Below are 14,396 nucleotides of genomic sequence, written 5' to 3' on the forward strand. Positions count from 1 at the left end.
AACATGATTCGATCCGTGATCATCGTGGGCGGTGGGACCGCCGGCTGGATGACGGCAAGCTATCTCAAGGCCGCCTTTGCCGATCGGCTCGACGTGACGTTGGTCGAATCGGCGCAGGTGTCACGGATCGGAGTCGGCGAGGCAACCTTCAGCACCGTTCGCCACTTTTTCGACTACCTGGGCCTGGACGAGGTGGACTGGCTGCCCAAGTGCGCGGGCGGCTACAAGCTCGGCATCCGGTTCGAGAACTGGCGCAAGCCGGAGGAGCACTTCTACCACCCGTTCGAGCGACTGCGGACGGTCCACGGATTCTCGCTCGCCGACTGGTGGCTGGAGCTCGGCGACCACAGCCAAACCTTCGACCGGGCCTGCTTCATCACCACGGCACTGTGCGACGCGAAGCGGTCACCACGGATGCTTGACGGCTCTCTGTTCGTCTCCGGCCTGGACAGTTCACTCGGGCGCTCCACTCTCGAGGAGCAACGCGCGCAGTTCCCCTACGCCTACCACTTCGACGCCGACGAGGTGGCCAGGTATCTGGCCGGGTACGCCACCGCCCGCGGGGTCAGGCACGTGGTCGACAACGTGGACCGCGTCGACCAGGACGAGCGCGGTTGGATTTCCGCGGTCCGCACCGCAGAGCACGGCGACCTGACCGGTGACCTCTTCATCGACTGCACCGGCTTCCGTGGGCTGCTCATCAACCAGACGCTCGGCACGGCGTTCCAGTCCTTCGAGGACGTGTTGCCCAACAACCGGGCGGTCGCGCTGCGGGTCCCGCGCGAGGATTCCACCGAGATGAGCCCGTACACCACCGCGACCGCGATGAACTCGGGCTGGATGTGGACGATCCCGCTGTTCCGCCGGAACGGCAACGGCTACGTCTACTCCGACCAGTTCATCAGCCCGGAAGAGGCCGAGCGGGAGCTACGCAACACGATCGCCCCGGGCCGGGACGACCTGCCGGCCAACCACATCCGGATGCGAATCGGCCGCAACACCGACTCGTGGGTAAAGAACTGCGTGGCCATCGGGCTGTCCAGCGCCTTTGTCGAGCCGTTGGAGTCCACCGGCATCTTCTTCATCCAGCATGCGATCGAGCAGTTGGTGAAGCACTTCCCGGACGAGCGCTTCGACCCGGTGACCATCGCGGCGTACAACACGCGGGTGGCGCGTGCGGTCGACGGGGTCAAGGAGTTCCTCGTCCTGCACTACAAGTCGGCGAAGCGGGACGACACCCCGTACTGGAAGGAGGCCAAGACACGGGCGATGCCACCGGGGCTGGCCGAGAAGTTCCAGTTGTCCGAGTCCCGGCTGCTGGACGAGGACACCATCTATCCCTACTACCACGGGTTCGAGAGCTACTCGTGGAACGCGATGAACCTGGGCCTGGGGCATCAGCCGCGCACCGCGAACCCGGCGCTGCGCCACATCGACCCGGCCAACGCGATCGCCGAGTTCGACCGGCTCAGAGCCGAGGCCGACGAGATGGTGGCCGCACTGCCCAGTTGCTACGAGTACCTGGCCAGCATCAACCGATAAGGGAGGCGAACCGGGTGACCACCACCGGAGCAACGGCCCGGACACCGGCATCGGTGCCGGGCAGACCGACCCCGGAGGCATTCCGGGGCTTCATGAGCGCGTACTTCACCGGTGTCGCGGTGGTCACCTCCGTCGACGCCGAGGGAAGGCCACACGGCTTGACCTGCAACTCGCTGACCAGCGTCACGCTCGATCCACCGACGCTGCTGGTTTGTCTCGGTGAGCACAGCGGCACGTTGGGGGCGGTGCGCGACCGGGCCGGTTTCCTGGTGAACCTGCTGCACGAGGGTGGCCGCGGCGCGGCGGAGCTGTTCGCCTCCCGCGCGGCGGACCGGTTCGACCGGGTCGGCTGGCGGGAGAACCGCTCGGGTGGTCTGCCGTGGCTGGTCGACGACGCGTATGCGATGGCCGAGTGCACGGTGGCCGACGTGAAGATCGTCGGCGACCACGCCGTCGTCTTCGGAGAGGTCGTGGCGGTGCAGACGACGCGGGGCAACCCGCTGCTCTACGGACGACACACGTTCTCCAACCGCACTCTGCGTGACACCGGAGCCGCAGGCCACCCGCTGATCGAGGAAAGGACGGGATCCTGATGAAAGGCATCGTGCTGGCCGGCGGCAGCGGGACTCGGATGTACCCGCTCACGCTGGCGACCTCCAAGCAGTTGCTCGCCATCTATGACAAGCCGATGGTGTACTACCCGATGTCCGTGCTGATGCTGGCCGGCATCCGGGAGATCATGGTGATCTCCACTCCAACCAGCGTGCCGCCGCTACGGGCGCTGCTCGGCGACGGCTCCCGGCTGGGGCTGGATATCAGCTACGCCGTGCAGGCCGAGCCACGCGGAATCGCCGAGGCCTTCATCATCGGAGCCGATCACATCGGCGACGGCAATTCCGCGCTGATCCTCGGTGACAACGTCTTCCACGGCGCCGGATTCCCCCAGCTGCTGCGGACCTCCCGAGAAGAGTTGGACGGCTGCACGTTGTTCGGCTATCCGGTCGCCGACCCCGAGCGGTACGGCGTCGGCGAGGTCGACGCGCGCGGTGCGCTCGTGTCGCTGGAGGAGAAGCCGGCCATGCCCCGGTCGGACAACGCGATCACCGGCCTGTACTTCTATGACAACGACGTCATCGAGATCGCCAAGGACCTGACGCCGTCCCCGCGCGGTGAGCTGGAGATCACCGATGTCAACCAGGTGTACCTAAAACAGGGGCGGGCGAACCTTGTCCGGCTCGGCCGTGGGTTCACCTGGCTGGACACCGGTACCCACGACTCGCTGCTGGCCGCCAACCAGTACGTGCAGGTGATCGAGAAGCGTCAGGGTGTCCGGGTGGCCTGCCTGGAGGAGATCGCCCTGCGGATGGGCTACATCGACTCGGAGAGCTGCCACGAGATCGGCGCCGAGATGAGCAGCTCCGACTACGGCAAGTATCTGATGGAACTCGCCCAGACGGCCGGTTGAGAGGCGACATGGCTTATCGCGAGCGAACTCCCGAGGAACTGCTGGCCCTCGGTCTGACGGCGCCGGAGGTGACCGAACAGGCCTGGACGGTTCACTGGGGCAAGGCGGAGGCGGACCCGGAGGAACTGTTCCACCGGACCGTGCCGGCCACGGTCGACTTCCACACCTCCGGCAGCACCGGCCCTCGGGTGTGTTGGCGGCGCACTCGGGAGAACGTGTGGCTGGAGGCTGGCATGCTGGCCGGGTTCGTCGCGCCCGAGCGACCCGAGGCGCTGCTGTCGTGCGTGCCGCCAGTGCACCTCTACGGTGCGCTGGCCAGCGTGCTGATCCCGGCGCACCTGCGGGTGCCGGCCTGGTTCCGGCCCTCGTTCTATGGCGCGATGCCGGAGCTGGAGCAGCGCCGGCTGGTGGTCGTCGCCACTCCGTGGATCTTCACGCTGCTGCTCGAGAACATGGCCTGGGTACGCAGGCAGGAACACCTGACGGTGTTGCACGGCGGGGCGATGCTCCCATCGACCGCCGGCGACTTCCTGGACCAGGCCGGGCCGGAGCGGGCGTTGATCGTGGAGGTGCTCGGCTCCACCGAGGCCGGTGGCATCGCCACCCGGCGGTGGCGGACCGGCAGCCCTCCGCCGTGGACGCTGTTCCCGGACGTCTCGTACGCCGATTCCGGGCCGGTCGCGGTGGATGAGGACGGCGAGTCCCAGCTCGTGGTGCGTGGTCCGCGGTTGGCGTTCGCTCCGGGCCAACCGGCCCCGCTCGAGTGGACCTCCGACGACTACGTCCGGCGCCTCGACGACCGCACGTTCGCCTTCGCCGGGCGGCGAAACCGGCTGGTCAAGGTCAACGGTCGTCGGATCAGCCTGGACGAGGCCGAACTCGTCCTGCGAGCCAGCGTGGACTGCGCCGACCTGGCGTTGCTTCCGGTGACGCACCACATGATCGGTGAGCACGTCGACCTGCTGGTCGTGCTGCGGCCAGGCACGAGGGCGGCCGAAATCGGGCTGGTCGACGGCATCGCCCGGATCGGGCTGCGGCCGCGCAAGGTTCACTTCGTGCCCCGTATCGAACGGTCCGACACCGGCAAGCTCCGCCGGGTTCAGCCGGCACTCACCTCCGGACCAGGCACCCCCCATCGACCAGACGCAGAGGAAGTATCGTGAGTATCGACTACGCCCCGCCGACGACCGTCGCGGGGACGTCCGGCACCAGCTACCTGGCCGAGGTGGTACGCAATGCCGCCTGGGACGTCGCCCTGGAACCCTGTTCCGAGCGGAATCGCGCGGCGATGGAGCACAGCACCTCCGTCATCGACGCCCATCTGGCCGCGGATGAGCCCATCTACGGCCTCACCCAGGGCTTCGGCCCGTTGGTGCTCTACTCCGCGGAGTCGGAGATGGAGCAGGGCAGCTCGCTCATCTCGCACCTGGGCACAGGACAGGGCCACCCACTCGCCCCGGACGTCGCCCGGCTCGTGCTGTATCTGCGGCTGACCAGCATGCGCCGTGGGTACTCCTCGGTGTCGCCGCGGTTCTGGCAGCGGCTCGCCGATCTCTACAACGGCGGGTTCACCCCGTTGATCCCGCGTGACGGCACGGTCAGCGCGAGCGGTGACCTCCAGCCGTTGGCACACGCGGCGCTGTCATTCACCGGTCTCGGCGAGGCATGGCTGCGCACCGAGGACGGCGGTTGGACCGCCCGCCCGGCGACCGAGGCGCTCGCAGCGCTCGGCGCGGCCCCGTTCCAGTGGCCGGTCCGGGAGGCGCTCGCGTTTGTCAACGGCACCGGGGTCGGCCTGGCGGTTTCGATCCTCAACCAGCAGTCGGCGGTTCGGCTGGTCCGCGCCGCGTCGGTGCTCACCGGTCGGATCGCCGCCCTGCTGCATGCCAACCCGGAGCACTACGAAGACGGCATCGCCCTGGCCCGAAACCAGACCGGTCAGCTCACCACGGCGCGTTGGATCCGTCGCGAGCTGCCCGCCGGCCTGACCCGCGACCCACGCCGGCCACTGCAGGAGCCCTACAGCTTGCGTTGTGCCCCCCAGGTGCTCGGGGCGGTGCTCGACCAGCTCGATGGTGCCGGCGACATCCTCGCCCGGGAGGCAAGCGGCTCCACCGACAATCCGATCACCTTCGCCGATCGGGTACTGCACGGCGGCAACTTCCACGCGATGCCGGTCGGCCTGGCCTCGGACCAGATCGGCCTGGCCATGCACATGGTCGCTTACCTCGCCGAGCGGCAGCTGAACCTGTTGCTCAGTCCGGCCACCAATGGCGACCTGCCGATGATGCTGACCCCGCGCGCGGGCCGGGGCTGCGGCCTGGCGGGTGTGCAGATCAGCACCACGTCCTTCGTGTCCCGGATTCGGCAGATGGTGTACCCGTCGTCGCTGACCACCCTGCCGACGAACGGGTGGAACCAAGACCACGTTCCGATGGCGCTCAACGGCGCGAACGCGGTCTCCGACGCGCTCGAGCTGGGCTGGCTGGCGATCGGCTCGCTGGCGTTGGGCGTGGCGCAGGCGGCCGTGATGATCGACGAGGCGCCGGCACCGACCGGGGTGTGGGCACGACTGGCCGAAATATCCCCGGCTCTGGAAGCCGATCGGCCGATGGCGGCGGAGGTGCGCGCGGCGCGTGACCTCATGTCGGCGTACGCGGCGGAACTGTCCGACGACAACGATGAGGCGGCGAACAGATGAGTGTGGAGCAACATCTGAGGGCGCAGGTCAACCAGTTCCTGGCACCGGCCACCGACGAGGCCGGGGACGCGGCGGCAGACGACCGGCCAGAGGGCTTCCCCTACGAGCCGCCGACGCCGGCGAGGGTCGCCGAGTTCTTCGACCGGTACAACTCGATGATCTGCGGGTTCTTCGGCGGCAATATGCACCAGGGCTATTGGGACGGGCCGTCAGACACCAGCAGCATGCTGAAGGCCAGCAACAGGATGACCGATGTCTTCATCGATCGGCTCGCCGGAATCGGGCCCGGGGCGCGGATCCTCGACCTGGGCTGCGGCACCGGTCGGCCAGCGGTGCGCATCGCCCGGCGCACCGGCGCGGAGGTCGTCGGCATCTCGATCAGTGGCCGGGACGTGGAGCTGGCCCAGGCGTACGCCGCCGGTGAGGACGACGCGGAGAACGTCACCTTCCAACAGGCGAACGCGCTGGACCTGCCGTTCGAGCCGGGCTCGTTCGACGCGATCGTGGCCATCGACTCGTTCGCGTACTTCGCCGACCGCGGGGAACTGCTGGCCCGGATCAGCCCGCTGCTCAAGCCCGGCGGGCGGATCGTGCTCACCGACGACGTCGCTCGCGGCCCGGAACTGACCGGCCAGGACGAGCAGGACACGTTGTTCATGCTGGCCTGCTGGCGGCAGGCGCCACTGGCGCGAGCCGAGGACTACAGCGGCTTCGCCGTCGCGGCGGGGTTGGAGCTGGTAGAGGTCACCGACATTACTGAGAACACCAAGAACACCCTCGCGCACGCGTACCCGCTGATCCGGGAGCGGACCGACCTGTGGTTCGAGCTGGACACCATCATCAAGGAGTCCACGCCGGCGGACTGGGAGGTCGAGGAGAATCCGACGGACGGCGTGGTGCTGGTGGTCGCGAACCGTCCCGCCTGACGATCCCGCCGAAACGGCCGCCGCATCCGAACGGAGCGGCGGCCGTCGCGCGGCTCAGCGCTGATGCTTGGCGGTCAGCATCTCCAGCAGCGGCACGATGTCGTTCGGGCTGGGCATGTTCAGCATCTCCTGCCGGAGATGCCCGGCGGCGATCGGGAACCGCTCCTCGCGCACCAGCCGCAGCACGCTCTCGCGCACCGCCTCGCCGGTCGCCTCGTCGGCCCGGATCACCAGCGAACCGCCCTGCGCCGTCAGCCCGGCGCAGAACGCCGGACCGTCGAAGTCCCACGGCAGCGCGAGTTGTGGCACGCCGTACCGGGCCGCCGTCAGGACCGTGCCGAAGCCGCCGTGGTTGATGACAGCGGCGCAGCTCGGTGCCAGGGCGTGCAGCGGAACGTAGGAAACCAGCCGGGCATTGTCCGGGATGCGAGCCAGTCGGTGCCGCTCGCTCTCCGGGACGGTCGCTACGAGCTCCACGTTGACGTCCGACAACGCGTCCAACACGTCCTGCAGGTTGATGGCGTATCCGGCTTGGTGGTCCGTCAGGCTCAGCCCCATCGACAGCGCCACCCGAGGTCGGGTCGGTGCGTCCCACAGCCAGCGCGGCACATCGGCTGGGCCGCCGTACGGCACGAACCGGTACGACACGTAGTCCAGGCTCGCCTGCATACGCAGCGACGGCGGCATCTGGTCGAGCGTGAAGTGCCCGGTCACCATGTCTTCGGTGAACTCGCCGCCGTACTTGTTGGCGTAGCCGCCGAGCCAGTGCGCGAGGGGGTCGAATCGGGTCTCGTCGCCCTCCGGCTGCTGTGCCTGCAACCGCAGGAACCGATCACGAGTCACTCCGAACACGTCCGCGCTCCATAGGAGCCGGGCATGGGCGGCGCCGACCGCCTTCGCCGCGATCGGCCCGGCGAAACACATCGGCTCCCAGATCACCAGGTCCGGCCGCCAACGGCGGGCGTACTCGACGAGTGCCGCGATCATCGGGAACGATCCGGGCTTGTGCCAGGTGTGCAGGGCCTCGGCGTATCCGTGCATCAGGTGGTCCCAGGTCGCCAGGGACGGGTCGTCGACGACGTCGTACGGCTTGGGCAGCCCGTACGCAGGGTCCCACGTCCAGCCCGGGTTGAACGGGTCGCGGGCCAGCTCCTTCCACAGGTCCACGTCGCGTCCGAGCGGAACGGCGGTGAGGCCGGCCTGCTTGACGATGTCGGCGTACGCGGGCTGCACGGCGAAGCGCACCTCGTGCCCGGCGGTGCGCAGCGCCCAGGCCAGGGGTGCCATCGCCAACAAGTGCGACTTCTCCGGGTTCGCCGCGAACAGCACCCGCATCGGCTCCATCACCGGGCTCCGCAATGCGTCTCGACGATGGCCTCGATCTGGTCGGCCACCTCGGTCGGGGACGGCATACCCAGCATCTCCTCGCGTAGGGCGGCGGTGCCGACGGTCAGCGCGTCTTCGTCGAAGATGCGTGTGATCCGCTGTCGGAGCATCGTGCCGTCGGCCTGGCTGGCATGGATCGCGAACCCGGCTCCGACCGCGGCGACCCGCTGGGCGAGCGCCGGGCCGTCGTCGTCCCACGGCACGACAATCTGCGGGACGCCGTGGAGCGCAGTGGTCGCCAGGGTGCCGAAGCCACCGTGGTGGACGACGACCGCGCACGTCGGCACCAGCGCCGCCAACGGAACATAAGGCACCATCCGCACGTTGTCCGGCACCCACTCAAGTTCGCGTTGCGCCGCCTCGGGGACGGTCGCGACCACCTCGATGTCGAGTCGGCTCAGCTCCTTGAAGACGTCGTGCAACTCCATCGAGTACATCATCCCCAGCTGGGCGTGGCTGATGCCCATCGTGAACGCGACCCTGGGCTTCTCCGGCCGCGTCCACAACCACTTCGGAATCACCGCCGGGCCGCCGTACGGGACGAACCGCAGCGGTTCGTACTTCAGGCCGGCGGCCCCGGAGTGTAGCGCCGACGGCAGCAGGGTGAACGTGAACTGCCCGGTCGCCAGGGTTTCCGAGTACCTGACGCCGTACCGCTCGCCGTACCGGGTGAGCATCTCGGCGAGCGGGTCAGAGCCGGGGGGTTGTTCCTGGGCGTGAAGGCGCAGGAAGTGCTCGCGGGTAATGGCCAGCGAGTCGATGCCGAACACCAGGCGCGCGTGAGCGGCACCGCACGCCTCGGCCGCGATCGGTCCGGCGTAGGTCAGTGGCTCCCAGATCACCAGGTCCGGCTTCCACTGCCGGCAGTAGTTGACCAGTCCACGCAACATCGGCGTGGTGCTGACCTGGTGCCAGCGCTCGACCTGGGTCTCGTAGCCGTCGCGGAGGTAGGACATAGTTACCGTCTCCGGCCGCCAGTCCGCGGTGTCGTACGGGATCGGCATGCCGTTGATGCCAGAGCTGATCCACCGGTCGTCGGTGCTCATCAGCTGCCACAGGTCCCGCTCCGAGCCGATCGGCACTGCGGTGAGCCCCGCCTGGGTGACGTGGTCGACGAAGTGCGGCTGAACCGCGACCTGGACCTCGTGCCCGGCGGTGCGCAGGGCCCAGGCCAGCGGCACCATCATCAGCAGGTGCGCCTTCTCCGGGTAGGTGGTGAACAGGACTCTCACGTCGGTCAGCCCTTTCCGGTGTACTGCTGGGTGAGCTCCTCCAGGCGCGGCACCAGGTCGTTCGGTGTCGGCTGCGCCAGCACCTCGGTGCGCAGGGAATCGGCGCCGGCCCGGAGCGACGGTTCGTGCAGTAGCCGCAGCACGTTCTCCCGGATCGTCTGTCCGGTCGCCTTGGTGGCGTGGGTGTTCAGCCCCGCCCCGCGAACGGCGACCCGCTCCGACAATGCGGGCTGGTCGACGTCCCACGGCACCGTGTGCTGCGGCACGCCGTACAGCGCGCTGCTGGCCAGAGTGCCGACGCCGGCATGGTGGATGACGACCGAGCAGGTGGGCAACAGCGCCTGGAGCGGCACGTAGGAGACCAGGCGGGTGTTGTCCGGTACCGACCGCAGCCGGGCCTGTTCCGAGTCGGCGATGGTGGCGACGAGTTCGATGTCGAGGTCGGCGAGGGAGTCCAGGACGTCCTGCACGCTGACCGCGTATCCGGCCGCGCGTTCGGTGGCGGTCAGACCCATGGTCAGCGCGACGCGTGGCTTCCGCGGCGGCTCCCACAGCCAGCGGGGGACCACGGCCGGACCGCCGTAGGGAACGTAACGCAGATATTCGATGTGCAGGTCTGCGTTGATGGCCAGCGATGGCGGCAGCTGATTGATCGTGAAGTGACCAGTCATCATGTCCTCGGAGAACTGTCCGCCGTACTTCTCGGCGTAGCGCCCGAGCCAGTTGGCCATCGGGTCGTCACGGTCGTCGGGTGACCGCTGCGCGTTGAGTCGTAAGAAGTGATCGCGAGTGATCCCGTAGACGTCGGCGCCGATCAGCAGCCGAGCATGCGCCACCCCCAGCGCCTTGGCCGCGATGCCGCCGGCGTACGTCAGCGGCTCCCAGATGATCAGATCCGGTTGCCAGTGCCCGGCGAACTCGACCAGCCCGGTCACCAACGGCACGTTGCTGGTCTTGTGCCAGCGGATCGCCTGCCCCTGGTATCCGCTGTGCAGATACTCCCAGGAGATGTCCGCGGGATCCCGTTCGGCCGCGTCGTAGGGCGTGGGCCAGCCGGTGTCCTCGGGGCCGAGCCAGTCCCCGACCCGGTGCATGAAGTCCCACAGGTCGTGGTTGGTGCCGACCGGTACCGCGGTCAGCCCGGCCTGGGTGACGACGTCGGCGAACTTCGGCTGCACCGCGACGCGTACGTCGTGCCCGGCCGTGCGCAGGGCCCACGCCAGCGGCGCCTGGAGCATGAAGTGGGTCTTCTCGGGATACGTGGTGAAGAGGACCTTCATCGGGCTCGACCGTCCGTGCGGTACTTGGTGGTGAGCTGCTCCAGTTGCGGGACGAGTTGGTTCGGGCTCGGCAGGGCGAGGGTCTCGTCGCGCAGCCGGGCGGCGCCGGCCTTGAACGTCGGCTCGTGCAGCAGCCGCAACACCGCCGTGCGGACCGCGTCGCCGGTGGCCTGGCCGGTGGCCATGTCCAGCCCCGCACCCATCCGGCTCAGCAGCCTGCCGTAGATCGGCTGGTCATAGTGGTAGTGCAGGGTGAGGTGCGGCACCGGATGCCGGGCGGTCGCTGCGAGGGTGGCCGCGCCGCCATGGTGGATGACCACCGAGCAGGTCGGCACGAACGCGTGCCACGGCACGAACGGGATCAGGCGTACGTTGTCCGGCACCGCGCCGAGGCCCTGCCGCTCGCTGTCGGCCACCGTCGCGACCACCTCGATGTCGAGGCCGGACAACGCCTGAAGCACCTCGGATACCGAAATGGTGTATCCGTCATAGACCTCGGTCGCGCTGAGCCCCATGGTCAGGGCGATCCGCGGGCGTTCCGGGGGCGCCCACAACCACCTGGGAACGACGGCGGGACCGCCGTAGGAGATGAACTGCATCCGCACGTACTCCAGCCCGGGAGCGTCCACCGCCAGACTCGCCGGAAACTGGTCGATCGTGAAGTGTCCGGTGAGCATGTCGTCGGAGTACTCGTAGCCGTACTTCCGGCCGTAGGCGGCCATCCAGTCGGCGACGGGATCGCTGCGCTCACCCTCGGGCTGCTCGTCGCGTAGTCGGGTGTAGAGCTGGCGGACTCCGCCGTAGACGTCGACACCGAAGAGCAGCCGGGCGTGCGCGGCGCCGCACGCCTTCGCGGCGATCGGCGCGGCCAGCGTCAGCGGGTCCCAGATCACCAGGTCCGGCTGCCAGCGCTGAGCGAACTCCACCAGGTCGGCGATGATCGGGAAGTTGCCGTACCGGTGCCACCACTTGTCGGTGGCCGCCATCCCCGGCTTGAGGTACTCCCAGTTCTGCTTCGACGGATCGTCGAACGCGTCGTAGGGAACGGGGATGCCGGCCCGGTGCTCCTTGTCGGGGGTCAGGTCGCGGTCATGGCCGACCGGGACCGCGGTCAGGCCCGCCTGGGTGATCACGCCGGCGAACTGCGGCTGACTGGCGAACCGGACCTCGTGACCGGCGGTCCGCATCGCCCAGGCCAACGGGACCATGTACATGAAGATCGTCTTGGACGGGTTCACGGCGAAGAGGACGCGCACGATGCCTTCTCTCTCGTACTCGTGGTCAGGTGCCTGCGGTGCGGTGCTTCGCGGTCAGCTCCTCCAGCTGCCCCACCAACTCGTTCGGGCTCGGCATCGCCTTCATCTCGGCGCGCAAGGCGCACGCACGGTCGGCGAAGACCTCCTCGGACAGCAGCCGTTGCAACTGCCCGCGGACGGCCTCGCCGGTGGCCAGGTTCGCCGGGACGGTGAGGCTTCCGCCCTGCGCGGCGGCGCGGCGGGCCAGCTCCGGCTCGTCGAAGTCCCACGGCACGGTCAGCTGGGGAACCGCGTTCGCCGCGGTGGTCAGGAACGTGCCCGGCCCGGCGTGATTGATGACGACCGAGCAGGTCGCGGCGAGGTCGTGCAGCGGCGCGAAGGGAATCAGCCGGACATTGTCCGGGACTGCGCCCAGCCGGTCGTGATGTGCCTCGGCGATGGTGGCCACGACCTCGATGTCCAGGTCGGCCAGGGACGCCAGGATGGCCCCCACGTCGGCGGCGTAGCCGGCGAAGCGGTCGGTGGCCGTAACGCCGAGGGTGAGCGCCACCCGAGGACGGTCCGGCCGCTTCCGCAGCCACGCGGGCAGGGCCGCCCGGCCGTTGTAGGGGATGTAGCGCATCGGCAGGTAGTGCAGGTCGGCGCGCATGCTCAGCGACGGCGGCAGCTGGTCGATGGTGAACTGGCCGGTGACCAGGTCCTCGGTGAACCCGTCGCCGTGACGTCGGGCGTACGGGCCGAGCCACTGCGCCATCGGATCGTGGCGCTCGCCGTCCGGCTGAGCCTCGTTCAACCGCAGATAACGTTCCCGCGCCACGCCGAAGACGTCGATGCTCCAGAGCACCCGGCCGTGCGCCGCTCCGCACGCCTTCGCCGCGATCGCCCCCGCGTACGTGTTCGGCTCCCACAGCACCAGGTCCGGCTGCCAGCCGACCGCGTAGTCCAGCAGGCCGGAGATCATCGGGAAGTTGTCGAGCTTGTACCAGAGCTGGATGTGGTGTTCGTACCCGTCGCGCAAGGCGGCGAAGTCGAGCTCGGCCGGATCGGTGACCGCCGCCCGGAACGGCTCGGGCAGCCCCGGACGCTCCTCCTCGGTCACCTCGGTGTCCAGTTCGGCCATCCGCCAGGTATGCCGGTTACGGCCGACCGGCACCGCGGTCAGCCCGGCCTGGGTGATGTGGTCGGTGAACTCGGGCTGGCTGGCGACCCGGACCTCGTGCCCGGCGGTGCGCAGCGCCCACGCCAGCGGCACCATCGGCTGGAAAATGGGCTTGTCCGGGTACGTGGTGAACAGGATCCGCATGGTGCTCCTCTCGTCCTTGCGGTCCGCGTGCCCTCACGCCGTGGCGCGGTAGGTTGCGGTGAGTTCGGTCAGCACCGGTACCAGCTGGTTCGGTGTCGGCATGGACTCGATCTCGGTGGCCAGGTCCCGAGCTCGGGCGGGGAAGGCGGGCTCGTGCACTAGGCGCAGCAGCTGTTCCCGGACGGCCGCGCCGGTGGCCCGGTCGGCGCGCACGGTGAGGCTGCCGCCCTGCACGGCCGCGCGGCGGGCCAGCTCCGGCTCGTCGAAGTCCCACGGCACGGTCAGCTGCGGCACCCCGTGCCGCGCCGTAGTCAGAAATGTCCCGGGACCAGCGTGGTTGATGACCGCCACGCAGGTGGGGACGAGTGCGTGCAGCGGGACGTAGGAAACCACCCGGGTGTTGGCCGGGACCGCGCGGAGCCGGCTCTGTTCGGACTCAGCGACGGTGGCCACCACCTCGATGTCGAGGTCGGCGAGCGCGTCGAGGATGTCCTGGATGCTCGCGGCGTATCCGGCGAACTGCGCGGTGGCGGTGATGCCGAGGGTGAGCGCCACCCGCGGCCGGGTCGGTGGCGCCGCGAGCCAGCCGGGCACCACCGCAGCGCCGCCGTACGGGGTGTAGCGCATCGACAAGTACGGCAGGTCGGCGCGCATGCTCAGGGCGGGCGGCAGTTGGTCGATGCTGAAGTGCCCGTGCGCCATCTCCTCGGTGAACTCGTCGCCGTACCTGCGGGCGTACCCGCCGAGCCACGCCGCCAGCGGATCCGGGCCCCGCCCGGCGGCCAACCGCAGATACCGTTCCCGCGCCACCGCGAAGACGTCGATGCTCCACAACAGGCGCGCATGGGCGGCACCGCAGGCCGACGCGGCGATCGCTCCCGCGTAGGTCAGTGGCTCCCAGAGCACCAGGTCAGGGCGCCAGTCCAGGGCGAAAGCGACCAGCCCAGCGATCATCGGGAAGTTGTCTACCCGATGCCAGTGCCTGACCCGATAGTCGTACGACTCTCGCATCCGGATGAAGTCTTCGGACCGGGGCTGCTCGACGGCCGTGTCGTACGGTGCGGGCAGCCCGACCCTGGTTTCCTCCAGCATCTCGGCGGTGACCCCGACCCCCTTCAACGCACGGAACAGATTGCGGTCGGCGCCGACGGGCACGGCGGTCAGGCCCGCCTGGGTGATGACGTCGGCGAAGGCCGGCTGGCTGGCGACCCGGACCTCGTGGCCGGCGGTTCGCAGCGCCCACGCCAACGGCACCATCGACTGGAACATGCTCCGGTCCGGATTACAGGTGAACAGGACGCGCAC

Annotated in this window: 12 protein-coding genes; 6 read left to right on the forward strand and 6 right to left on the reverse strand. The window is 69.1% G+C overall.

Features of this window, described 5'->3' with window-relative positions; genetic code table 11:
- Positions 1-3 precede the first annotated feature (3 nt).
- The 6 genes from EYA84_RS00380 to EYA84_RS00405 are packed head-to-tail and all read left to right on the forward strand — an operon-like array spanning position 4 to position 6,634.
- Positions 4-1,542, forward strand: a complete 1,539-nt coding sequence (locus EYA84_RS00380; protein WP_131050934.1) for a tryptophan halogenase family protein — start codon at positions 4-6, stop codon at positions 1,540-1,542.
- Positions 1,543-1,595: 53 nt separating this feature from the next.
- On the forward strand, positions 1,596-2,135 hold the full coding sequence (locus EYA84_RS00385; protein WP_201272244.1) for a flavin reductase family protein: 540 nt from the start codon (positions 1,596-1,598) through the stop codon (positions 2,133-2,135).
- A complete protein-coding gene (gene rfbA, locus EYA84_RS00390; protein WP_131050937.1) occupies positions 2,135-3,007 on the forward strand; it encodes a glucose-1-phosphate thymidylyltransferase RfbA in 873 nt (290 codons plus the stop codon). Before EYA84_RS00385 ends, rfbA begins: the two co-directional genes overlap by 1 nt.
- Positions 3,008-3,015: 8 nt before the next feature.
- Complete coding sequence (locus tag EYA84_RS00395; RefSeq protein WP_131050939.1) at positions 3,016-4,170, forward strand: class I adenylate-forming enzyme family protein; 1,155 nt, start codon at positions 3,016-3,018, stop codon at positions 4,168-4,170.
- A complete protein-coding gene (locus EYA84_RS00400) occupies positions 4,167-5,708 on the forward strand; it encodes an aromatic amino acid ammonia-lyase (RefSeq protein WP_201272245.1) in 1,542 nt (513 codons plus the stop codon). Before EYA84_RS00395 ends, EYA84_RS00400 begins: the two co-directional genes overlap by 4 nt.
- Complete coding sequence (locus EYA84_RS00405) at positions 5,705-6,634, forward strand: cyclopropane-fatty-acyl-phospholipid synthase family protein (protein WP_131050940.1); 930 nt, start codon at positions 5,705-5,707, stop codon at positions 6,632-6,634. The genes EYA84_RS00400 and EYA84_RS00405 overlap by 4 nt, the downstream gene beginning before the upstream one ends.
- Before the next feature lie 54 nt (positions 6,635-6,688).
- On the opposite strand, the gene EYA84_RS00410 is transcribed toward EYA84_RS00405, so the two are convergent.
- From EYA84_RS00410 to EYA84_RS00435, 6 genes are read right to left on the reverse strand one after another with little or no spacing between them, the layout of a single operon-like run.
- Entirely contained in the window at positions 6,689-7,978 is a 1,290-nt protein-coding gene (locus tag EYA84_RS00410; protein WP_201272246.1) for an activator-dependent family glycosyltransferase, read from the reverse strand.
- Positions 7,978-9,252, reverse strand: a complete 1,275-nt coding sequence (locus tag EYA84_RS00415; RefSeq protein WP_131050942.1) for an activator-dependent family glycosyltransferase — start codon at positions 9,250-9,252, stop codon at positions 7,978-7,980. Before EYA84_RS00415 ends, EYA84_RS00410 begins: the two co-directional genes overlap by 1 nt.
- A 5-nt stretch (positions 9,253-9,257) precedes the next feature.
- Positions 9,258-10,532, reverse strand: a complete 1,275-nt coding sequence (locus tag EYA84_RS00420; protein WP_131050944.1) for an activator-dependent family glycosyltransferase — start codon at positions 10,530-10,532, stop codon at positions 9,258-9,260.
- Positions 10,529-11,788, reverse strand: coding sequence for an activator-dependent family glycosyltransferase (locus tag EYA84_RS00425; RefSeq protein ID WP_131050946.1), 1,260 nt, complete (start codon positions 11,786-11,788; stop codon positions 10,529-10,531). The genes EYA84_RS00420 and EYA84_RS00425 overlap by 4 nt, the downstream gene beginning before the upstream one ends.
- 25 nt (positions 11,789-11,813) lie before the next feature.
- The gene (locus EYA84_RS00430) at positions 11,814-13,091 is read right to left on the reverse strand and encodes an activator-dependent family glycosyltransferase (RefSeq protein ID WP_131050948.1); all 1,278 of its coding nucleotides are present in this window, start codon (positions 13,089-13,091) and stop codon (positions 11,814-11,816) included.
- Positions 13,092-13,124: 33 nt separating this feature from the next.
- Positions 13,125-14,396 (reverse strand): activator-dependent family glycosyltransferase, encoded by a 1,272-nt coding sequence (locus tag EYA84_RS00435; protein WP_131050950.1) that lies wholly within the window; start codon positions 14,394-14,396, stop codon positions 13,125-13,127.

This window comes from Verrucosispora sp. SN26_14.1 (assembly GCF_004307965.1).
Taxonomy (GTDB): Bacteria; Actinomycetota; Actinomycetes; order Mycobacteriales; family Micromonosporaceae; genus Micromonospora.